The sequence below is a fragment of the Pseudomonas sp. NFIX28 genome (genome assembly GCF_900107395.1).
Lineage (GTDB): Bacteria > Pseudomonadota > Gammaproteobacteria > Pseudomonadales > Pseudomonadaceae > Aquipseudomonas.
The window spans coordinates 210,286-231,038 of record NZ_FNPW01000005.1 but is presented as its reverse complement, the minus strand read 5'-3'; the positions used below and the strand labels follow the sequence as shown (position 1 = coordinate 231,038).

Genomic DNA, 20,753 nt, shown 5'->3' with positions numbered 1-20,753 from the left:
AGTGAGCTCGACGATGAGTGATGCACCGCTCAAAGCGGAACAGGATTCCAGCCTGAAAATCTATTTCCGGCTGTTGGGGTATGTAAAACCCTACATTGGCATTTTCCTGCTGAGTATCGTGGGCTTCGTGATATTTGCATCCACCCAGCCGATGCTGGCAGGCATTCTCAAATATTTCGTCGATGGCTTGAGCAATCCCGAAGCGGTGCTCTTTCCCAATGTCCCTTATCTGCGCGACTTGCAGCTATTGATGGCCGTGCCGCTGCTGATCATCCTGATCGCGGCCTGGCAGGGGCTTGGCTCTTTCCTCGGCAACTACTACCTGGCGAAGGTTTCCCTGGGGCTGGTGCATGACCTGCGGGTCGAGCTGTTCAACAAGCTGCTGGTCCTGCCCAACCGTTATTTCGATACCCACAACTCCGGGCACCTGATTTCCCGCATCACTTTCAACGTCACCATGGTCACCGGCGCTGCTACCGATGCCATCAAAGTGGTGATTCGTGAAGGCCTGACGGTGGTGTTCCTGTTCGTTTACCTGTTGTGGATGAACTGGAAGCTGACCCTGGTGATGCTGGCGATCCTGCCGTTGATTGCGGTCATGGTTGGCAGCACCAGCAAGAAATTCCGCAAGCAGAGCAAGAAGATCCAGGTGGCGATGGGCGATGTGACCCACGTGGCCTCCGAGACCATTCAAGGCTATCGCGTGGTTCGCAGCTTCGGTGGCGAAAGCTATGAGCAGCAACGTTTCGTCGACGCCAGCCAGAGCAACACCGACAAGCAACTGCGCATGACCAAGACCGGTGCGGTCTATACGCCGATGCTGCAACTGGTGATCTACTCGGCCATGGCAGTGTTGATGTTCCTGGTGCTGTTCCTGCGTGGCGATGCCACGGCGGGCGACCTGGTGGCCTATATCACCGCGGCGGGCCTGTTGCCCAAGCCGATTCGCCAGCTTTCGGAAGTCAGCTCGACCATCCAGAAAGGCGTGGCGGGCGCGGAAAGCATCTTCGAACAGCTGGACGTCGAGCCTGAAGTCGACCTGGGCCAGGTCGAGCGTGAGCGTATCGAGGGGCGCCTGGATGTGCGCAACCTGAGCTTTACCTATCCAGGCACCGACCGTGAAGTGCTGAAGGACATCAGTTTCTCCGCGGCTCCGGGGCAGATGATCGCCCTGGTCGGCCGTTCCGGCAGCGGCAAGTCGACCCTGGCCAGCCTGATTCCGCGCTTCTATCACCACGAAACGGGGCAGATTCTTCTCGATGACGTAGAGATCGAGGATTACCGCCTGCGCAATCTGCGTCGGCATGTGGCCCAGGTGACGCAGCACGTGACCCTGTTCAACGACAGCGTGGCCGCCAACATCGCCTATGGCGACCTGGCAGGGGCACCGCGGGAAGATATCGAGAAGGCGGCGGCGGATGCCTATGCCATGGATTTCATTTCCCAGTTGCCCGAAGGCCTGGACACCCAGGTTGGCGAGAACGGTGTACTGCTCTCCGGCGGCCAGCGCCAGCGTCTGGCGATTGCCCGGGCGCTGTTGAAGAATGCGCCGCTGCTGATTCTCGACGAGGCCACGTCGGCCCTGGATACCGAGTCGGAGCGGCATATCCAGGCGGCCCTGGACAAGGTCATGAAAGGGCGCACCACCCTGGTGATCGCGCATCGCCTGTCGACCATCGAGAAAGCCGACCTGATTTTGGTCATGGATCAGGGACGAATTGTCGAGCGCGGCACCCATGTCGATCTGTTGGCGCAGAATGGCTACTACTCGCGCCTGCATGCCATGGGCCTGGACGAGCCTGCGTCCGAAGGTATTGCCTGACCCGACTCCAGGGTGGGCAATGCCCACCCTGGAACGGTTTCCCGGCGTGCAATGCGCCGGCTGATTTTTTATCCCGCCTGTTACAGCCTTGTCCAAGACTGAATAATTCTTTGAAACAGCGTTGGATCAGGGTTGCGAGACCGGTGCCGACCACCCGGGCTGGCCCTTGCGACAAGCCGGTTGACGGAGCTTTTGCTCAATAAATGAACAGTTTGCATCGATCGCGAATACTCGTGCAGCGGTAGAACTAGGCAGCGTTCACCCTGTGTTAATATCGCGCCCCTGTTCATTTTGTATGTGGGTTGCTCCATGAAGTTGTCCATGCCGCGATTCGATCAAGCCCCTGTCTTGGTGGTCGGCGATGTCATGCTCGACCGTTACTGGCATGGTGGTACCTCACGGATTTCCCCTGAGGCGCCGGTACCGGTGGTCAAGGTCGAGCAAATCGAGGATCGCCCGGGCGGTGCCGCGAACGTTGCCTTGAACATTGCCGCGCTCGGCGCGCCGGCCTCGCTGGTCGGCGTCACCGGCGACGATGAGGCTGCCAATAGCCTCTCCAACAGCCTGGAAGGCGCGGGCGTGCGCGCCCTGTTCCAGCGCATTGCCCACCAGCCGACCATCGTCAAGCTGCGGGTCATGAGCCGGCACCAGCAATTGCTGCGTATCGATTTCGAACAACCCTTCGCCACGGATGCCCTGGCCTTGGGCGCCGAAGTCGACCAGTTGCTGGACGGCATCAAGGTGCTGGTGTTGTCCGACTACGGCAAAGGTGCCCTGAAGAACCATCAGGCGCTGATCCAGGCCGCGCGTGCCCGTGGCATCCCGGTGCTGGCGGACCCGAAAGGCAAGGATTTCTCGATTTATCGTGGCGCCAGCCTGATTACCCCGAACCTCAGCGAATTCGAAACCATCGTCGGCGGTTGTGTCGACGAGCACGACCTGGTCAGCAAAGGCGCGAAGCTGATGCACGACCTTGAGCTGGGCGCCCTGCTGGTGACCCGTGGCGAGCACGGCATGACCCTGCTGCGTCCCGATCACCCGGCGCTGCATCTGCCGGCCCGGGCCCGTGAAGTGTTCGATGTCACCGGTGCCGGCGATACCGTGATTTCCACCCTGGCGGCGGCAATCGCGGCGGGTGAAGAGCTGCCGCACGCGGTGGCCCTGGCCAACCTGGCTGCCGGCATCGTGGTCGGCAAGCTGGGTACCGCGGCGATCAGCGCCCCGGAACTGCGTCGCGCGATCCAGCGTGAGGAAGGTTCCGAGCGCGGCGTGCTGAGCCTCGACCAATTGCTGTTGGCGATCGACGATGCGCGTGCGCACAAAGAGAAGATCGTCTTCACCAACGGCTGCTTCGACATCCTCCACGCCGGCCATGTGACCTACCTCGAGCAGGCGCGGGCGCAAGGCGATCGCCTGATCGTGGCGATCAACGACGATGCGTCGGTCAGCCGCCTGAAAGGGCCGGGCCGTCCGATCAACAGCGTCGACCGGCGCATGGCGGTCCTGGCGGGCCTGGGCGCGGTGGACTGGGTCATCAGCTTCCCTGAAGGCACGCCGGAAAACCTGCTGGCCCAGGTCAAGCCGGACGTGCTGGTCAAGGGTGGCGATTACTCGGTCGATCAGGTGGTCGGCGCCGACATCGTCAAGGCTTATGGAGGCACCGTGAAGGTGCTGGGGCTGGTGGAGAACAGTTCCACCACGGCCATAGTCGAGAAGATCCGCAAGACCGAATGAGGCTTGCCGCCAATCCGCCCACTCTCGCGAAAGCTGGAGTGGGCGGGGCGGCGCTCAACGTTGCCGGCTGGTCTTGGTCGGTACCATCTTGCGCAATATCTGCCGCGCCTTGCCGGTAAAACGCTGGAGCTTGGAGTCTTTCTCCGGGGCGCTCAAGCCCTGCTGCTTCAGCCAGTCCTTCCAGCGAATCCGCTCCTCGCGCACCAACCAGCCTTGCTGCTGGGCGAAGCTTTCGGCCAGATACAGGCCGCGAGTGCTCGCCGGGTGCAACTGATCCTTCTTCAACGTATAGAGCTCGGCGCAGGGCTGCCCGTCCTTGAGCGGCATCAGGTACAAGTCCGGGCGCTTGCGATCCAGGCGTGCCACCAGTTGATCGCCTTCCAGGCGTTCGTCGACATGGAACAGGCTCAGGGATTTGGCTTCTTTGGGCACGTCCAGCCGCAGGTCATAAATCAGCTGCAGCGAAGCGGTAGGCAGGTGCACATAAGCCCGCGGCCGTTCCAGCAGCTGCAGGTTGGCGCAGCGCACCGGGCGTGCCGCGCCAGAAAGCGGCGTCAGGCGAAAGGGCAGGGCCTCGCGATAATGCAGGGCCGCCGAATAGGGCGCCGGCAGCCAGGTGTCGTTGAAACGCCCGCCGAGCCAGCCTTCCGGGGTTTCCAGCAGGCATTCCTCGGCGATTTCCTGGATGGCGGTATGCAGCGGCAGGTTCAGCTCGTGAGCCGGGACGTAACCGGAAATCAGCTTGAGCACCACGTCGCCGCGGTCTTGCCGGCGCTGGCGCACCAGCACCCAATAATCGCGGTTCTGCCAATGCAGGGTCAGGCGTACCGAGACGCCCAGGTTGGCCAGTTCCAGGGCAAAGCGCTCGGCGTCGGCCACCGCGACCGGGCGCCTACGCTGCAGGGTCTGCGCAAAGTTCAGCGGCATGCCGACGCTCTGGTAGCTGAGGCCTTCGGGAGTCGCTTCGACGAACAGGGGCAGGGTCTTGAAGTTGCTGGGGTTCTTTCTAATGAGCGTACGCGGCATGTCGGCTCCTTCTTGCGTCGGGGTCGGCCGCGTGGGCGGCATCAGTTCTTGCGCAGTACCTGCGCGACAGTGGCGACATTATGGGCCAGGTGCAACGGATTGATGGTCCCGACAATAGCACTGGCGACGCCCGGCTGGTCGAACAGCAATTCGAAGCTGGCGCGAACCGGGTCGACACCGGGGCTCAGGCACACATGGCCACTGGCCAGGGCTTTTTTCACCAGGATGCCCTTGCCGTGGGCTGCGGCGTAATCGATGACCGCTCTTTCGTTCTGTTCGTTCAAATTGTAGGTGACCATCGCGCAGTCGCCCTGTTCCAGGGCCTTGAGGCCGCCCTCGACGGTTTTCCCGGAAAACCCGAAACCACGGATCTTGCCTTCCTGCTTGAGCTCGGCCAGCGTCTGGTAGACCTCGCACTGCTCGAGGATGTGCAGGTCATTGCCGTCGGAATGCACCAGCACCAGGTCGATGAAGTCGGTTTCCAGGCGCTGCAGGCTGCGTTCCACCGAAAACCGGGTATGCGCAGCACTGAAATCGTGCCGCGACAGGCCGTTTTCGAACTCTTCGCCGACCTTGCTGACAATCACCCAGTCCTGGCGTTGTCCGCGCAGCAGCGGGCCCAGGCGCTCCTCGCTGCGGCCATAGGCCGGCGCGGTGTCGATCAGGTTGATGCCCAGGTCGCGGGTCAGCTTGAGCAGCATGCGGGCTTCGGCGTCATCCGGAATCTGAAAGCCGTTGGGGTATTTCACCCCTTGGTCGCGTCCGAGTTTCACGGTGCCCAGGCCCAGCGGAGACACCAGCAGCCCGGTGCTGCCGAAGGGGCGATGCAGGTCGTGCAGGGTCGCCTGGCTCATGGCAGCAGTTGCTCCCATGCCGGTTGCGCGATGGCGGGTTTCGGTAGCTCCGGTAACGGAGTCGCGGGGCCCGGCTTGATGCCGTCGCGCTCGAGGGCGGCGAACACCCGGTCGGCGAAGTCAGGGGCCAGGGCCAGCTTGGTCGGCCAGCCGACCAGCAGACGGTCCTGTTCGGCGAGGAAGGCATTGTCCGGGCGGGTCAGGCCCGATTGCGCGGGTTCGGCGCGGTCAACCCGCAGGGTGGCCCATTGCGCCTGGCTGAGATCGACCCATGGCAACAGGTTGCCGAGTTCTTTCTGGGCGGCGGCAATCTGCGCCGCCGGCTCGCGAGCCACGCCTTCGGCTTCGGCAATGTCGCCGCCGAGGTACCAGACCCATTGGCCGTCGGCCGCCGGGTGGGTGGTCACGGTGATGCGTGGCTTGGGCCCGCCACCCAGGCAATGGGCGTACAGCGGTTTCAGGCTCGGGCCCTTGACGATCACCATGTGCAACGGCCGGCGTTGCATGGCCGGCTGGCTCAGGCCGAGGCGGCTCAACAGCTCGGCGTTGCCGGCTCCGGCGCTGAGCACGACGCGTTGCGCGCGGATTTCCCGATCATCGACCCGCAGGCCCGCCAATTGCCCGTTTTCCAGCAGGGGTTCGATCTTCTGCGCGGCCAGCAGGCTGTCGCCGCCCAGTTCGGCCAGGCGCCCGATCAGGCTTGGCACATCGACCACCAATTCGGCCAGGCGATAGACCTTGCCCTTGAAGCGACGGTCCTGCAGGGCCGGTGGCAACTGGTCGCCCTTGACCTGGTCGACGCGGCCGCGCACCGCCTTGCTGGCGAAAAAGCTGGTGAGGTTGCCGGCCAGGGTGCCGGGGGACCACAGGTAATGGGCCTCGGACAGCAGGCGCACACCGGACAGGTCCAGCTCGCCGCTGCCGGCCAGGGCTTCGCGCCAGCGGCGCGGCATGTCGGCGATGGCTTCCGAAGCGCCGGTCAGGGCGCCATGCAGGGCATATTTGGCGCCGCCGTGAATGATTCCCTGAGACTTGACGCTTTGTCCGCCGCCGAGGCTGGCGCTCTCCACCAGCACAGTGGAAAAGCCCTGGCGACGCAGGCGCGCGTTCAGCCAGAGGCCGGCGACTCCGGCGCCGACAATCAGCACGTCGGTGGAAATAACGGATGGCATGCAGCGACCTCGGTGTTCAAGACTAGGCGCGCAGTATACAGGCTCGAGCCGCACAGGCTTTGTTGGCGATCAAACTGGCAGGGGCGCGCTTGGCGGAGCGCTTTGTGTTGTCGCTGCCGAAGGCTGCGATCGAGCGCGAAACGGTCGTGCTCTTGAAGGGCCTAAGGCAGCGGTACGGATCAGTGCCCGGCGGTCTTGGAAAACAGCTGGATTACCACCACGCCCAGGACGATCAGGGCCATGCCGAGCATCGCCGGGATATCCAGCTTCTGCCCGTAGAGGAACAGCGCGGCCACGCTGACCATGACAATGCCCATGCCGGCCCAGACCGCGTAAGCCACGCCCACCGGCACGGTGCGCACCACCAGGGTCAGCATCCAGAAAGCCACGCCATAGCCGACGATGATCAGCAGCAATGGCAGCGGAGTGCTCAGGCCCTTGACCGCTTTCATCGAAACAGTGGCGATCACTTCGGCGCAGATGGCGATGGCCAGGTAGGTGTAAGCGTTCATGGGAGAGTCCTCGTGTTTGGGCTTGCTTGATGAGGTCGGCATTCTAGAGATTGAGCAGATGGGGTAAAGTCATTACCTATCTGTTCTGAAGATGGGTTGGCTCATGAATGTGCAATGGAATCTGGAGCAGATGCGGCTGTTCGTCAGCGTCGCCGAGCAGCGCTCGTTTTCGGCTGTGGCTCGCGACCAGCGCAAGGCGCAATCGGCGGTCAGCAGTTCGATCGCGCTGCTGGAGGCCGACCTCGGCGTGACATTGTTCGAGCGCAGCAGCGGTCGTCAGCCGAAGCTCACGGAGGCGGGCAGCGCCTTGCTCGCGGAGGCGCGGGAAGTGCTGCGCCAATGCGAGCGCCTGAACGGGCGAGCGCTGGCGTTGATGCGGGGCCAGGAGGCGCGCTTGCGCCTGGCCCTGGACGAGGCGATGCCGTTCCAGCCGGTGCTCGATAGCCTCGAGGCCTTGTCCGAGCAGTTCCCCAGCCTTGAAGTCCAGCTGGCCAGCAGCGCCCAGGGTGATGTGGCGCGCAAGCTGGTGGAGCGCCGGGCCGACCTCGGCTTGCTGTTTCACCATGAACAGATGTCCGAGACCCTTGAGCGCCGGGCCCTGGGCAGTGTCGAGATGGTCACGGTGTGTGCGGTCGGCCACCCGTTGGCCGGCGAGCGACAGGTGGACCGCCAGCAACTGGCGCGGCATCGCCAGTTGCTGATCTCCCCGCAATTGAGCGCTTACCCCAGTGGCGAGCAGATCAGCCCGCAGGTCTGGCGCGCCGACAGCTTCTACGCGATGGCCGAGTTGCTGATGCGCGGCCTGGGCTGGGCCTGGCTGCCGCGGCATGTGGTGCAGTATCCGGCCTATCAGAACCAGATGGTCGAATTGACCAGCGAGTGGACCCCGCCGGCGCTGGTGGTGGAGCTGGTCTGGCGCCGCGATGAACCCCTGGGCCTGGCGGCGCAGTGGCTGGCGGAGCGTTTTGCCGTGCACCTGCGGGCGATTGGCTGAAAAAGCCGATAAACTCCGCCGCCATGAATAGAACTCTCTACACCGCACTGTTTTACTTGGGGCTGCCATTGGTGGCGATTCGTCTGTGGCTGCGGGCGCGCAAGGCGCCGGCTTATGCCAGGCGGGTTGGCGAACGTTTTTCCTGGGGCCTGCCGGCGATGCAGCCGGGCGGGATCTGGGTGCACGCCGTGTCGGTAGGGGAAAGCATCGCCGCCGCGCCGATGATCCGCGCCTTGCTGGCGCGCTATCCACAGCTGCCGATCACGGTCACCTGCATGACGCCGACGGGCTCGGAGCGTATCCAGGCGCTGTTCGCCAACGAGCCGCGCATCCAGCATTGCTACCTGCCCTACGACCTGCCGTGCGCCGCCGCGCGTTTTCTCGAGCGGGTGCGGCCGAAGCTGGCGGTGATCATGGAAACCGAACTGTGGCCCAACCACATTCACCAGTGCGCCAAGCGCGGGATTCCGGTGGCGCTGGCCAATGGGCGGTTGTCGGAGCGCTCGGCCCGGGGTTATGGGCGCTTTGCCAAGCTGACCGCACCGATGCTCGCGCAAATGAGCCTGTTCGCGGTGCAGACCGAAGCCGAAGCCGAACGTTTTCGCCAGTTGGGCGCACGCCCGGAAACAGTCGAGGTGACGGGCTCGATCAAGTTCGACCTGAGCATCGACCCGCAACTGCTGGTGCGCGCCAGCGAGCTGCGCCAGCAATGGCAAGCCGGCGAGCGCCCGGTGTGGATCGCCGCCAGCACCCATGAAGGCGAAGATGCCGTGGTGCTGGATGCCCATCGCCAATTGCTGGCCAGCCACCCGGATGCCTTGCTGATCCTGGTGCCGCGTCATCCGGAGCGATTCAACTCGGTGTTCGAGCTGTGCCGGCAGCAAGGTTTCGCGACTATTCGCCGCTCGAGCGCCGAGCCGGTCACCGCCGGCACTTCGGTGCTGCTGGGCGACACCATGGGCGAGCTGCTGTTTCTCTATGCCTTGGCGGACAGCGCCTTTGTCGGTGGCAGCCTGGTGCCCAACGGCGGCCACAACCTGCTGGAGCCGGCGGCCCTGGCCAAGCCGGTGCTGAGCGGACCGCATTTGTTCAACTTCCTGGAGATCGCGGCGATGCTGCGCGAGGCGGGCGCCTTGCAGGAAGTGGACGATGCTCATGGCCTGGCGGTGGCGGTGCAGCGCCTGTTCGAGTTGCCACGGGATGCACAAAAGATGGCCGACGCCGGGCTGCAAGTGATGCGCAGCAACCAGGGCGCCCTGCAGCGCCTGCTCGACGGGTTGGACCGCTTGCTGTAGCCGCTGCCGCAGGCTGCGATCCTGGCCGAAGGACAGGCAAAAAGGCCACCGCGATTCTGTTGAATGGCGGTGGCCTTTTTTACGACCGTTCCGGTCGATCGCAGCCTGCGGCAGCGGCTACAGGTTATTGGCCTGGGCGAGCCTTGAGCTGTTCCGCCGCGGCCTTGGCCAGGTCTGGCGGCAGGAAGTCGCGGTCCGGGTTGTAGTCGGCTTTCAGGTAGCGCGACAGGTCTTGTAGGTCGCCGGGGTTGAGGGTGCCGGCGGCTTGCTTGAGGCGCAGGTTGTCGAGGATGTAGTCGTAGCGGCTGTTGTTGTAGTTGCGCACCGAGGTGTACAGCTGGCGCTGGGCGTCGAGCACGTCGACGATATTGCGCGTGCCAACCTGATAACCGATTTCCGTGGCTTCCACCGCGCTCTGGTTGGAGATGATCGACTGGCGCCGGGCCTGGACCTGCTCGACATCGGTGTTCACCGCACGGTGCAGGTTACGGGTGTTTTCCACCACCTGGCGGCGCAGGGCTTCACGCTGTTGCTCGCTCTGGGTCAGGCGCGAGTAGGACTCGCGGACCTGGGAGCTGGTCAGGCCACCGCTGAAGATCGGAATGTTCAGTTGCAAGCCCACGGTGCGTTGTTCCACATCGCTGCCATAACGCTGGCCCAGCGGGCCGGGGTTGCTGAAGCCGAGGGCGTCGTTGTCGCCTTTCTTGTATTGCGCCACCGCATCGAGGGTCGGGGCGTGGCCGGCCTTGCGTTGCTTGAGGGTTTCCTCGGCGGCGCTGACCGCGTAGTTGCTGGCCAGCAGGTTGAGGTTTTGCTTGGCCGCGGTATCGACCCAGGCCTTGGCGTCATTCGGAGTCGGCGCCAGCACCGGCAGGCTGTGGACGATGCCCTGGATCGAGTTGTACTGGCGGTTGGTCAGGGTAATCAGCGCTTCGAACGCGTCATCTACCTGGCGCTGGGCGAGGATCCGGTTGGCTCGCGCAGTGTCGTAGCTGGCCTGGGATTGCAGGACGTCGGTCTTGTCCGACAGGCCGACGTCGAAGCGTTCGTTGGATTGGTCGAGCTGGCGCTTGAAGGCGGCTTCTTCGGCCTTGGTCGAGGCCAGGTTGTCCTGGGCGCGCAGGACCGAGAAGTAGCTCTCGGCGCTTTGCAGGATCAGGTTCTGCTCGGTGGCCGAGAGTTCCAGCGCGGCTTGCTCGTTGACGTCCTTGGCCGCTTGCAACTGGAACCAGCGGTCGGCACGAAAAATCGGCTGGGCCAGGGTCGCCTGGTACACGTTGCCGCTGCGGCTGGCGGTCATCGACGGCTCGTCGAACTTGGTCCGGGTATTGCTCAGCTCGGCGCCGGCCGAGAGATTGGGCAGCAACCCGGCGCGCGCCTGCGGTACCACTTCTTTGCGGGCGTCGTAATCGGCACGGGCGGCGGCGAGGTCGGCGTTGTTGTCCACCGCCTCCTGATAGACGCTGACCAGGTCGGTTTTGGTGGTCAAGGGCGCTTCTGCTGCCCAGGCCATTCCATTGGACGCACAAGACACGGCGATGGCCAGTGAGAGTTTGCGCAGCATTCGGCGATCCCTAGAGTTGATATTACAAGGATAATTCTGGCGCCAAGGCTAAGTCTCGGCCTATGCAGCGTCAAGGTTGGACGCAACTCAGCGAGTGTAGATGCGCCTGCGAAGGGCAACAATCCTGCATTTACGCCATTCATCCCGCTGTTTGCCGTGGGGTTGGCGTTCTGTGCCGGCTTTGTCTAGACTGGCCGGGTTCTTGTCGGGGTGCCTTGCTATGAGGCTGAGATCGGATAATCCGGATCCCGTTGAACCTGATCAGGTTAGCGCCTGCGTAGGGAACAAGATTTCTCGTCACCCGGCGAGTCCTCTTGTGCTTCGTCCGGGATGTTGTTCGACAATCGAACACCCCTCGAGCACCAAGCACTGCACCAGCTGGTTTTCGCCTCTGGCTCCAGCTATGGCTGCGTCCGTTCGTTACAGGTTCGCTCCGACAAAAATCCACTGCCTGGATGCCGTCTGGAGAGCCCGTGATGACTACAAAATTAAAAAACGCTACCCACCTTAGCGAATCGGCCAAGGTCGATGAGCAGTCGGTTCAGCCCTTTACCCGCTCGCAAAAAATCTATGTCCAGGGTTCGCGCCCGGACATCCGCGTGCCGATGCGCGAAATCAGCCTCGACGTGACCCCGACCGACTTCGGCGGCGAGATCAACGCACCGGTCACCGTCTATGACACCTCCGGCCCTTACACCGACCCCAACGTGGTGATCGATGTGCGCAAGGGCCTGGGCGACGTGCGCTCGGCCTGGATCGACGACCGTGGCGACACTGAGCGCCTGCCGGGCCTGAGCTCCAACTTCGGCCAGCAACGCCTCGCCGATCCCGAGCTGACCAAGCTGCGCTTCGCTCACGTCAACAACCCGCGCCGCGCCAAGGCCGGAGTCAACGTCAGCCAGATGCACTACGCGCGCAAAGGCATCATCACCGCTGAGATGGAATACGTCGCCATCCGCGAAAACATGAAGCTGCAAGAGGCCCGCGCGGCGGGTTTGCTCGATCAGCAGCACGCCGGCCACAGCTTCGGCGCGAGCATCCCGAAAGAAATTACCCCCGAGTTCGTCCGCGAGGAAATCGCCCGCGGCCGCGCGATCATTCCAGCCAACATCAACCACGTCGAACTGGAACCGATGATCATCGGCCGCAACTTCCTGGTGAAGATCAACGGCAACATCGGCAACAGCGCCCTGGGTTCGTCCATCGAAGAAGAAGTGGCGAAACTGACCTGGGGCATCCGCTGGGGTTCGGACACGGTCATGGACTTGTCCACTGGCAAGCACATCCACGAAACCCGCGAGTGGATCATCCGCAACTCGCCGGTGCCGATCGGTACCGTGCCGATCTACCAGGCGCTGGAGAAGGTCAACGGCGTGGCCGAAGACCTGACCTGGGAGCTGTTCCGCGACACGCTGATCGAGCAGGCGGAGCAGGGCGTCGACTACTTCACCATCCACGCCGGCGTGCTGCTGCGCTATGTGCCACTGACCGCCAAGCGCGTGACCGGCATCGTTTCCCGTGGCGGCTCGATCATGGCCAAGTGGTGCCTGGCGCATCATAAAGAGAACTTCCTCTACACCCACTTCGACGAAATCTGCGAAATCATGAAGGCCTACGACGTCAGCTTCTCGCTGGGCGACGGCCTGCGTCCGGGCTCGATCGCCGACGCCAACGACGAAGCGCAGTTCGGCGAACTGGAGACTCTCGGCGAGCTGACCAAGATCGCCTGGAAGCATGACGTGCAGTGCATGATCGAAGGCCCCGGCCACGTGCCGATGCAGTTGATCAAAGAGAACATGGACAAGCAGCTGGAATGCTGCGACGAGGCGCCGTTCTACACCCTCGGCCCGCTGACCACCGACATCGCGCCGGGCTACGACCACATCACCTCCGGCATCGGCGCGGCGATGATCGGCTGGTTCGGCTGCGCCATGCTCTGCTACGTGACGCCGAAAGAGCACCTGGGCCTGCCGAACAAGGACGACGTGAAGACCGGGATCATTACCTACAAGATCGCCGCGCATGCCGCCGACCTTGCCAAGGGCCATCCGGGCGCGCAGATCCGCGACAACGCGCTGTCCAAGGCGCGTTTCGAATTCCGTTGGGAAGACCAGTTCAACCTCGGCCTCGACCCGGATACCGCGCGTGCCTACCACGACGAAACCCTGCCCAAGGATTCGGCCAAGGTCGCGCACTTCTGCTCCATGTGCGGGCCGAAATTCTGCTCGATGAAAATCACCCAGGAGGTCCGCGAATACGCGGCCAACCAGCGCATCGAAGCGGTGGACGTGGATGTCGCCAAGGGGCTGGCGGAACAGGCCGAGCGCTTCAAGCAGGAAGGCAGCCAGTTGTACAAGAAGGTTTGATCCTGCGTTGATGATCGCTTCGCCAGAAGCGATCACTCATCACCCGTAGGAGCGAGCGGGCAGCGTCCGGCTTGCTCGCGATGGCGTCGTAACTGACACGCCGCTATCGCGGGCAAGCCTCGCTCTTTTTTGCGGATGGTTTTCCTGGCGCCAGCCTGATGGTGCTGCTGGCCGGCGCGCTGGCGGCGCCAGGTCTGGGGCTTGACCGGCCAGCGGCTATCGCCTGCTGGCCAACTTTTATCCGAGTGTTGGTGCAACCCTGCCGTCAGTGGTCCTGGCAGGACTGCCGAGGCTCAGCTACGACCAGGAAACAGCTCGGGTTTGAGGATGCCGTTGAGGCGGTTGTAAGGGATCTTCAGTTCGATGTGGCCCAGCGCGTAAGGCGCGATCACCGACACGTTGTATTTGAGGATCACGCCGCCGTAGGTCAGGGCCACGTTCGGGGTTTTCTGGAACGGCCAGGTCTTGATGAACTCTGGCTCCTGGTCCAGCTTGGTGCTGATCAGCCAGCTGTTGTGGGCCACCTGGGCGGCCTTCCAGAACGCGGCTTCCTGGCCCGGGCGCAGCATGTCGGACAGGGTCAGTTCCTTGTGCAGCTCGCGGGAGTAGTTGATGAAACCGCGACCGGGCGTGCCGTGGGCGCCACCGGTGTCCAGGTAGCTGGCCAGTTCGATGATCACCAGGCCGTCATGCTGTTCGCGTACCTTGGCTTGCAAGTACATGCTGTTGCGGCTGTCGGCCTCGCGCAGGAATTTCTCGCGATAGGCGCTCAGCGTCGCTGGAACGGCCTGGTCCGCCGTGGTGCGAGTCATTTGCAGCAGGCGTTTTTCAATCAGCGCATCCAACTGCGGTTCGTCGGCGAAGTGCACGGTGTCGATGTTCACCAGCGGGCAATCCTGGCTGCTGCAGCCGGGCTTGAGCTGTTCCGACTTGTCGCTGGTGCTTTGCAGGGGCTTTTGGTGGCTGGGTTGAAACAGGCTTTGGCAAGCGCCCAGGGTCAGGGCCAGGCAAGCCACGGAGGCGATTTTAAGAAGCGACATGTGCGTCCTTGATAAACCAGAGGTAGGCAAAAGTTACCGGCTTCGACTGCCTGCGGGGCAATCAGTTCGCCACTAAGCTCAATAGAAGCAATTAGATTAGGTTTGCCCCCTTGCCGTCTATCCCGCTGATGGTAAAGGGGCTGCATCATCGGTCATCGGCGCGTTAGGATGGCGCGATATCGAGGGGGAGCCTCGGATCGGACAGCAAGAAACGAGGATTGCTATGACGGACTTTGCCAACACCACGCCGACCACGGTCGATATCGTTCGGCGCGAAAAATGCTTCCAGGGTTTTTATCAGCTCGACCGTGTGCACCTGCGCCACGAGCTGTTTGCCGGTGGCATGGGGCGCGAGATCAGTCGTGAAATCTTTGTGCGTCACGATGCTGTCTGCGTACTGCCGTACGATCCGCAGCGCGATGAAGTGGTGCTGATCGAGCAGTTTCGCGTCGGTGCCATGGGGAAAACCGCGACTCCCTGGTTGATCGAGCTGGTCGCCGGTCTGATCGACAAGGAGGAGCATCCGGAAGAAGTTGCTCACCGCGAGGCGCAGGAGGAAGCTGGACTGACATTCTCCGCGCTGTGGCCGATGACCAAGTATTTTCCGTCGCCGGGGGGCAGTACCGAGTTTGTGCATCTGTACCTGGGACGCTGCGACAGCGGCGGTGCCGGCGGCCTGCACGGGCTGGTGGAAGAGGCGGAGGACATCCGTGTGTCGGTCTGGGCTTTCGAAGACGCGCTGCAGGCGGTAAGGGATGGGCGGATTTCCAACGCGGCGAGCATTATTGCCTTGCAATGGCTGGCTTTGAACCGCGTTGAAGTGAGGGGGTTATGGTCGTAAACAAAGCGCGCGATCGCTACCGGGTCGATCTCGTGGGGCTGCAAGCGTCCTGCGAGGCGAACTATGCCCGGCTGATGCGCCTGTTGCCCGATATGCGCAACCAGCCTGTGGCGCGGCGGATCGCGGTGACCCAGGGCGACCAGATGCTCGGCGTGCTGGCGCTGGAGGTGCTGCTGGCCTGTCCCTACACCACCACCCTGCAGGTGCGCCAGGAACATAGCCTGCCCTGGCTGCCGGTGCCGCAGCTGGAGGTCCAGGTCTACCACGATGCGCGCATGGCCGAGGTCATCAGCGCCGAGCACGCCCGGCGCTTTCGTGGCATCTATCCGTATCCGAACGCCTTCATGCACCAGCCGGACGAGAAGGCCCAGCTCAATGTATTTCTCGGTGAATGGCTGAGCCATTGCCTGGCCTGCGGCCATGAGTTCGAGGCCGTGCGGTAGATGTGAACTGCGTCCGGTTCGCCGGTTTCCCCTTTTGAATTTCCCCCAGCATAATTGCTCCCATTCCTCACTTCCCGTGACACGCCCTGGGAGACCGCCTTGCCGAGCGTATCCACTCTGACCACCGATGATCCCGTGTTGCTGGTGCAGCTGTCCGACAGCCATCTGTTCGCCGAAGCGGACGGTACGTTGCTGGGCATGAATACCCGCGACAGCCTGCAGCGGGTGATCGACCTGGTGCTGGAGCAGCAACCACGGATCGACCTGATGCTGGCCACGGGCGATCTGTCCCAGGACGGTACGCTGGAGTCCTATCAACTGTTCCGTGACATGACTCGACGGATTCCGGCGCCGGCGCGCTGGATCCCCGGTAACCACGACGAGCCGCAAATCATGGCGCAGGCGGCGGTGCAGAGTTCGTTGCTGGCGCCGGTGGTGGACATTGGCAACTGGCGGATCACTTTGCTCGACTCCGCCGTACCCGGCTCGGTGCCGGGCTACTTGCAGGACGAGCAGCTGCAATTGCTCGCCAGCGCCTTGAGCGAAGCCCCCGAACGCCATCACCTGATATGCCTGCATCATCATCCGGTCTCCATCGGGTGTGCCTGGATGGAGCCCATCGGGCTGCGCAATCCGCATGCGCTGTTCGCCGTGCTGGAGCGGTTTCCGCAGGCGCGCGCGGTGCTCTGGGGGCATGTGCATCAGGAAATCGACCGTCAGCAAGGGCCTTTGCGCCTGTTGGCATCGCCCTCGACCTGCATCCAGTTCGAGCCGGGCAGCGAAGATTTCAAGGTCGGTACGGCCGCGCCGGGGTATCGCTGGCTGCGCCTGCTGCCCGATGGGCGACTGGAAACCGGTGTCGAGCGGGTCAACGGCTTCGACTTCCAGGTCGACTACGGCAGCAACGGCTACTGACTTCGCCCAGGGCCGCAGCCTGTGGCGACGGGACAAAGGGATACACCTGAACACAAGTCAAGCAGCGATACACCCTGTAAACTGCGCCTTTTTGCACGATGCAAAGGGAGTGCGCATGTCCGGTTCGATCCTGTATATCCACGGCTTCAACAGCGCACCGGCGTCGAAGAAAGCCAGCCAGCTGGCGGCTGTCATGGCAGCGATCGGCCGCGCTGAGCAGTTGCGCGTGCCGGCCTTGCATCATCATCCGCGCGAGGCCATTGGCCAGTTGGAGCAGGCGATTGCCGAACTCGGGCGGCCACTGCTGGTCGGCAGCTCTCTCGGCGGCTACTATGCGACTCACCTTGCCGAGCGCCATGGCCTGAAAGCCTTGCTGATCAACCCCGCGGTCAGTCCGCACCGGATGTTCGACGGTTTTCTGGGCACGCAGACCAACCTCTATACCGGGGAAACCTGGGAACTGACCCACGACCACGTGACGGCCCTGGCCGAGCTGGAAGTGCCGGCGCCCCAGGACCCGCAGCGGTTCCAGGTCTGGCTGCAGACAGGTGACGAGACGCTGGACTATCGCAGCGCCCAGCTGTATTACCGAGCCTGTGCCTTGCGCATCCAGGCCGGCGGCGACCATAGTTTCCAGGGTTTTGCCGGACAATTGCCGGCGTTGTTGAATTTTGCCGGCATCGGCCCGGATCAGTACCAGGCGATCGATTTCACCTCGCTGTGAACCCTCGCTTCTATTTCATTGAACGACTAACGACGAGACCCCATGGCCACTCCCAGCGCTAGCTCTTATAACGCAGACGCCATCGAAGTCCTCTCGGGCCTCGACCCGGTGCGCAAACGCCCGGGCATGTACACCGACACCACCCGGCCGAACCACCTCGCCCAGGAAGTCATCGACAACAGCGTCGACGAAGCCCTGGCGGGGCACGCGAAGTCGATCCAGGTCATCCTGCATGCCGACCACTCCCTGGAAGTATCCGATGACGGCCGCGGCATGCCGGTGGACATTCACCCGGAAGAGGGTGTGTCCGGTGTCGAGCTGATCCTCACCAAGCTCCATGCGGGCGGCAAGTTTTCCAACAAGAACTACCAGTTCTCCGGCGGTTTGCACGGGGTGGGTATTTCCGTGGTCAACGCCTTGTCGAACCAGGTGCGGGTGCGGGTCAAGCGTGACGGCAACGAATACCAGATGACCTTCGCCGACGGCTTCAAGGCCACCGAACTGGAAGTGGTCGGCAGCGTCGGCAAGCGCAATACCGGGACCAGCGTGTACTTCGCCCCGGATCCGAAATACTTCGATTCGCCAAAATTCTCCGTCAGCCGCCTCAAGCACGTGCTCAAGGCCAAGGCCGTGTTGTGCCCGGGGCTGCTGGTCAGTTTCGAAGACAAAGGCACCGGTGAAAAGGTCGAGTGGCATTACGAAGACGGCCTGCGCTCTTACCTGGTGGATGCGGTCAGCGAATTCGAACGCCTGCCGGCCGAACCCTTCTGCGGCAGCCTGGCCGGCAACAAGGAAGCGGTGGACTGGGCCCTGCTGTGGCTGCCGGAAGGCGGCGACAGCGTGCAGGAAAGCTACGTCAACCTGATCCCGACCGCCCAGGGCGGCACCCACGTCAACGGTTTGCGCCAGGGCCTGCTGGATGCCATGCGCGAGTTCTGCGAGTTTCGCAACCTACTGCCGCGCGGCCTGAAACTGGCGCCGGAAGACGTCTGGGAGCGCATTGCCTTCGTTCTGTCGATGAAGATGCAGGACGCGCAATTCTCCGGCCAGACCAAGGAGCGCCTGTCGTCCCGCGAGGCGGCCGCTTTCGTTTCGGGTGTGGTCAAGGATGCGTTCAGCCTGTGGCTCAACGCCAACCCCGAATTGGGCATGCAACTGGCGGAACTGGCCATCAGCAACGCCGGCCGTCGCCTCAAGGCCAGCAAGAAGGTCGAGCGCAAACGCATTACCCAGGGCCCGGCGCTGCCAGGCAAGCTGGCGGACTGCGCCGGCCAGGACCCGATGCGTTCCGAGCTGTTCCTGGTGGAAGGTGACTCCGCCGGCGGTTCGGCCAAGCAGGCGCGGGACAAGGAGTTCCAGGCGATCCTGCCGCTGCGCGGCAAGATCCTCAACACCTGGGAAGTCGATGGCAGCGAAGTCCTGGCCAGCCAGGAAGTGCACAACATTGCCGTGGCCATCGGGGTCGACCCGGGCGCCGAGGACATGAGCCAGCTGCGCTACGGCAAGATCTGCATCCTCGCGGACGCCGACTCCGACGGCTTGCACATCGCCACGCTGCTCTGCGCGCTGTTCGTCCAGCATTTCCGCCCGCTGGTGGATGCCGGCCACGTCTATGTGGCGATGCCGCCGCTGTACCGCATCGACCTGGGCAAGGAGATTTACTACGCCCTCGACGAAGCCGAGCGCGACGGCATTCTCGATCGCCTGGTGGCCGAGAAGAAGCGTGGCAAGCCGCAGGTCACCCGATTCAAAGGCCTGGGTGAAATGAACCCGCCGCAGCTGCGTGAAACCACCATGGACCCGAACACCCGGCGCCTGGTGCAGTTGACCCTTGGTGAAGATTTCGCCGCGACCTCGGAAATGATGGACATGCTGCTGGCGAAGAAACGCGCCGGCGATCGCAAGAGCTGGCTGGAGTCCAAGGGCAACCTGGCCGAGGTTCTGGCCTGATGCGCAGAGGCTTTGCCCTGGCGTTACTGCTATTGGCAACCTCGGCGATGGCCGGCACTGCGCCCGAGTTGCGGCTGCTGGCCGAGCATCCGGTAGACGGCATGCGCGGCGGCAACCTTTCGGGGCTGGCGGTATGCGGCAAGGAACTGTGGACCGTCTCCGATCGCGACGATGACCAGATCTACCGGCTCGATACCAGCGACCGCGTGTGGCAGGCCGAAACCGTGCGCATCGAGGTGCCGCCGGTGCCGGACAGCGGTTTGCCGTGGGGCTTGAGCTCGCGCAACTGGGCGGCTTCGTTCGTGCGCGGTGGCGACCTGGATTTCGAAGGCATTAGCTGCGACAGCGCCGGCAACAAGTATGTGGTCAGCGAGTCCCACGCGGCGGTGTTGCAGTTGCCGCCGACGGGCTCGGCGGCCTGGCTGAAGATTTCGCCGATCATGGTGCGCGAGGCCCGGGCCAGCGGTATGTTGCTGCACTTCAATGCCTTGTTCGAAGGCCTGGCGGTCAACCCGGCCGGCGACAGGATCTGGCTGGCGGCCGAGCGCGAGCGTCGCGGGCTGCTGTTGATCAAGCGTCAGCAGAGCGTCTGGGACTGCGACGGCGGTTGCGTGCTGCTCAGCGAAGCGGGGCTGGAAATGCAGCCGTCGCAGATGCCCAAGGCCAAGGCGGTATCCCGGGATTTTGCCGACCTGTCGCTGTTCGAGGACAAGTTGTTCACCCTCGAGCGCAATGCGTTTCAGATCTGTCGCCGGGATGCATCGACCGCCAAGGTCGAGCGTTGCTGGTCGTTTGCCGCCGAGGCGTTGCAGGACAACCGACGTTATTCTCAGGCCTATGGCCTGACCGAGGCGCTGGTGGTGGATGCCGACGGCGCCTGGATCGGTGTGGATAACAACACCGGCGCCCGTGCCGACGGTGAAAAACGCCCGATCGTCTGGCGCTTCGCCGCGCCCGAAGGCGGTTGGAGTGCCAAGCCATGAGCCAGCAACCACCGGGCAAACGTGCCGGGCGCGTGCTGCTGGTGCTGGCCTGGGGCGCCGGGCTGTTCCTGGCGACCCGGTTTTTCGGCGAGTGGGAGCAGCGTCAGGAGAACCCCAATGCTGTCGTCACTTCGCAACAACATGAGGGTTACATCGAAGTGAAACTGGTCGACAACGGCCAGGGGCATTTCGTCGCCAGCGGCCGGATCAACGGCCAGCCGGTGGATTTCATGCTCGATACCGGAGCGACCGACGTGTCGATCCCGTCCGGGCTGGCCGAGCGTCTTGGCCTGGAGAAGGGCGCACCGGTGATCCTGAGTACCGCCAACGGTCGTAGCGAGGGTTATCGAACCCGTCTCGACCGCCTGCAACTGGGCGACATCGTCCTGCGCGATGTCCGTGCGCTGGTTGCGCCGGGCCTGGGCGGCGAGCAGGTGTTGCTGGGCATGAGCGCTTTGAAAAAACTTGAATTTACCCAGCGCGGCGGCACCTTGCTGTTGCGCCAGACAACGAACTGA

The 20,753-nt window shown here is 63.3% G+C and carries 18 protein-coding genes and 1 riboswitch; of the genes, 12 read left to right on the top strand and 6 right to left on the bottom strand.

The window, feature by feature from the left end; translation table 11 throughout:
* Window positions 1-13 precede the first annotated feature (13 nt).
* Window positions 14-1,822 carry a lipid A export permease/ATP-binding protein MsbA gene (msbA, locus tag BLV20_RS12160; RefSeq protein ID WP_092301577.1) on the top strand — a complete coding sequence of 603 codons (1,809 nt, stop codon included), beginning with the start codon at window positions 14-16 and terminating at the stop codon, window positions 1,820-1,822.
* A gap of 309 nt (window positions 1,823-2,131) precedes the next feature.
* Window positions 2,132-3,556 (top strand): bifunctional D-glycero-beta-D-manno-heptose-7-phosphate kinase/D-glycero-beta-D-manno-heptose 1-phosphate adenylyltransferase HldE, encoded by a 1,425-nt coding sequence (gene hldE / locus BLV20_RS12155; protein WP_092301574.1) that lies wholly within the window; start codon window positions 2,132-2,134, stop codon window positions 3,554-3,556.
* A 54-nt stretch (window positions 3,557-3,610) separates the two neighbouring features.
* Here the strand turns inward: hldE and BLV20_RS12150 are convergent, their stop codons facing one another.
* The 4 genes from BLV20_RS12150 to BLV20_RS12135 form a co-directional block, all read right to left on the bottom strand.
* Window positions 3,611-4,582 carry a metal ABC transporter ATPase gene (locus BLV20_RS12150; RefSeq protein ID WP_092301571.1) on the bottom strand — a complete coding sequence of 324 codons (972 nt, stop codon included), beginning with the start codon at window positions 4,580-4,582 and terminating at the stop codon, window positions 3,611-3,613.
* A gap of 41 nt (window positions 4,583-4,623) precedes the next feature.
* Window positions 4,624-5,436, bottom strand: a complete 813-nt coding sequence (locus BLV20_RS12145) for an aldo/keto reductase (protein ID WP_092301568.1) — start codon at window positions 5,434-5,436, stop codon at window positions 4,624-4,626.
* Entirely contained in the window at window positions 5,433-6,608 is a 1,176-nt protein-coding gene (locus BLV20_RS12140; protein ID WP_092301565.1) for an NAD(P)/FAD-dependent oxidoreductase, read from the bottom strand. The genes BLV20_RS12145 and BLV20_RS12140 overlap by 4 nt, the downstream gene beginning before the upstream one ends.
* Before the next feature lie 179 nt (window positions 6,609-6,787).
* Window positions 6,788-7,120 (bottom strand): DMT family transporter, encoded by a 333-nt coding sequence (locus BLV20_RS12135; RefSeq protein ID WP_007921448.1) that lies wholly within the window; start codon window positions 7,118-7,120, stop codon window positions 6,788-6,790.
* Window positions 7,121-7,229: 109 nt separating this feature from the next.
* Between BLV20_RS12135 and BLV20_RS12130 the strand changes: the two genes are divergently transcribed.
* The gene (locus BLV20_RS12130) at window positions 7,230-8,114 is read left to right on the top strand and encodes a LysR family transcriptional regulator (protein ID WP_175540191.1); all 885 of its coding nucleotides are present in this window, start codon (window positions 7,230-7,232) and stop codon (window positions 8,112-8,114) included.
* Between the two features lie 23 nt (window positions 8,115-8,137).
* Window positions 8,138-9,409 carry a lipid IV(A) 3-deoxy-D-manno-octulosonic acid transferase gene (gene waaA / locus BLV20_RS12125; RefSeq protein WP_092301559.1) on the top strand — a complete coding sequence of 424 codons (1,272 nt, stop codon included), beginning with the start codon at window positions 8,138-8,140 and terminating at the stop codon, window positions 9,407-9,409.
* Window positions 9,410-9,533: 124 nt separating this feature from the next.
* Here waaA and BLV20_RS12120 read toward each other — a convergent pair whose 3' ends face one another.
* Complete coding sequence (locus BLV20_RS12120) at window positions 9,534-10,973, bottom strand: TolC family outer membrane protein (RefSeq protein WP_092301556.1); 1,440 nt, start codon at window positions 10,971-10,973, stop codon at window positions 9,534-9,536.
* 196 nt (window positions 10,974-11,169) lie between these two features.
* A riboswitch (TPP riboswitch) is annotated at window positions 11,170-11,274 on the top strand.
* Between the two features lie 175 nt (window positions 11,275-11,449).
* Here BLV20_RS12120 and thiC point away from each other — a divergent pair.
* Window positions 11,450-13,339: a phosphomethylpyrimidine synthase ThiC gene (gene thiC / locus BLV20_RS12115; RefSeq protein ID WP_092301553.1), complete on the top strand. Its 1,890-nt coding sequence runs from the start codon at window positions 11,450-11,452 to the stop codon at window positions 13,337-13,339.
* A gap of 293 nt (window positions 13,340-13,632) precedes the next feature.
* On the opposite strand, the gene BLV20_RS12110 is transcribed toward thiC, so the two are convergent.
* Complete coding sequence (locus tag BLV20_RS12110) at window positions 13,633-14,379, bottom strand: RsiV family protein (protein WP_092301550.1); 747 nt, start codon at window positions 14,377-14,379, stop codon at window positions 13,633-13,635.
* A 223-nt stretch (window positions 14,380-14,602) separates the two neighbouring features.
* Here BLV20_RS12110 and BLV20_RS12105 point away from each other — a divergent pair, with 223 nt between their 5' ends.
* From BLV20_RS12105 to BLV20_RS12075, 7 genes are all read left to right on the top strand, one after another.
* Entirely contained in the window at window positions 14,603-15,220 is a 618-nt protein-coding gene (locus BLV20_RS12105; protein WP_092301547.1) for an NUDIX domain-containing protein, read from the top strand.
* The gene (locus BLV20_RS12100; RefSeq protein ID WP_092301544.1) at window positions 15,211-15,663 is read left to right on the top strand and encodes a DUF1249 domain-containing protein; all 453 of its coding nucleotides are present in this window, start codon (window positions 15,211-15,213) and stop codon (window positions 15,661-15,663) included. The genes BLV20_RS12105 and BLV20_RS12100 overlap by 10 nt, the downstream gene beginning before the upstream one ends.
* A 99-nt stretch (window positions 15,664-15,762) precedes the next feature.
* Window positions 15,763-16,578 carry a 3',5'-cyclic-AMP phosphodiesterase gene (gene cpdA, locus BLV20_RS12095; RefSeq protein WP_092301541.1) on the top strand — a complete coding sequence of 272 codons (816 nt, stop codon included), beginning with the start codon at window positions 15,763-15,765 and terminating at the stop codon, window positions 16,576-16,578.
* 115 nt (window positions 16,579-16,693) lie between these two features.
* Complete coding sequence (locus BLV20_RS12090) at window positions 16,694-17,302, top strand: YqiA/YcfP family alpha/beta fold hydrolase (protein WP_092301538.1); 609 nt, start codon at window positions 16,694-16,696, stop codon at window positions 17,300-17,302.
* Window positions 17,303-17,344: 42 nt separating this feature from the next.
* Window positions 17,345-19,252 carry a DNA topoisomerase IV subunit B gene (parE, locus tag BLV20_RS12085; protein WP_007921422.1) on the top strand — a complete coding sequence of 636 codons (1,908 nt, stop codon included), beginning with the start codon at window positions 17,345-17,347 and terminating at the stop codon, window positions 19,250-19,252.
* Window positions 19,252-20,235, top strand: coding sequence for an esterase-like activity of phytase family protein (locus BLV20_RS12080; protein ID WP_092301535.1), 984 nt, complete (start codon window positions 19,252-19,254; stop codon window positions 20,233-20,235). Before parE ends, BLV20_RS12080 begins: the two co-directional genes overlap by 1 nt.
* Window positions 20,232-20,753: a retropepsin-like aspartic protease family protein gene (locus tag BLV20_RS12075; RefSeq protein WP_092301532.1), complete on the top strand. Its 522-nt coding sequence runs from the start codon at window positions 20,232-20,234 to the stop codon at window positions 20,751-20,753. Before BLV20_RS12080 ends, BLV20_RS12075 begins: the two co-directional genes overlap by 4 nt.

Excerpts from the sequence above, each read along its gene's own strand:
- msbA (WP_092301577.1), top strand. The coding sequence starts at position 14 with ATGAGTGATGCACCGCTCAAAGCGGAACAGGATTCCAGCCTGAAAATC.
- hldE (WP_092301574.1), top strand. The coding sequence starts at position 2,132 with ATGAAGTTGTCCATGCCGCGATTCGATCAAGCCCCTGTCTTGGTGGTC.
- BLV20_RS12150 (WP_092301571.1), bottom strand. The coding sequence starts at position 4,582 with ATGCCGCGTACGCTCATTAGAAAGAACCCCAGCAACTTCAAGACCCTG.
- BLV20_RS12145 (WP_092301568.1), bottom strand. The coding sequence starts at position 5,436 with ATGAGCCAGGCGACCCTGCACGACCTGCATCGCCCCTTCGGCAGCACC.
- BLV20_RS12140 (WP_092301565.1), bottom strand. The coding sequence starts at position 6,608 with ATGCCATCCGTTATTTCCACCGACGTGCTGATTGTCGGCGCCGGAGTC.
- BLV20_RS12135 (WP_007921448.1), bottom strand. The coding sequence starts at position 7,120 with ATGAACGCTTACACCTACCTGGCCATCGCCATCTGCGCCGAAGTGATC.
- waaA (WP_092301559.1), top strand. The coding sequence starts at position 8,138 with ATGAATAGAACTCTCTACACCGCACTGTTTTACTTGGGGCTGCCATTG.
- BLV20_RS12120 (WP_092301556.1), bottom strand. The coding sequence starts at position 10,973 with ATGCTGCGCAAACTCTCACTGGCCATCGCCGTGTCTTGTGCGTCCAAT.
- thiC (WP_092301553.1), top strand. The coding sequence starts at position 11,450 with ATGACTACAAAATTAAAAAACGCTACCCACCTTAGCGAATCGGCCAAG.
- BLV20_RS12110 (WP_092301550.1), bottom strand. The coding sequence starts at position 14,379 with ATGTCGCTTCTTAAAATCGCCTCCGTGGCTTGCCTGGCCCTGACCCTG.
- BLV20_RS12105 (WP_092301547.1), top strand. The coding sequence starts at position 14,603 with ATGACGGACTTTGCCAACACCACGCCGACCACGGTCGATATCGTTCGG.
- BLV20_RS12100 (WP_092301544.1), top strand. The coding sequence starts at position 15,211 with ATGGTCGTAAACAAAGCGCGCGATCGCTACCGGGTCGATCTCGTGGGG.
- BLV20_RS12090 (WP_092301538.1), top strand. The coding sequence starts at position 16,694 with ATGTCCGGTTCGATCCTGTATATCCACGGCTTCAACAGCGCACCGGCG.
- parE (WP_007921422.1), top strand. The coding sequence starts at position 17,345 with ATGGCCACTCCCAGCGCTAGCTCTTATAACGCAGACGCCATCGAAGTC.
- BLV20_RS12080 (WP_092301535.1), top strand. The coding sequence starts at position 19,252 with ATGCGCAGAGGCTTTGCCCTGGCGTTACTGCTATTGGCAACCTCGGCG.
- BLV20_RS12075 (WP_092301532.1), top strand. The coding sequence starts at position 20,232 with ATGAGCCAGCAACCACCGGGCAAACGTGCCGGGCGCGTGCTGCTGGTG.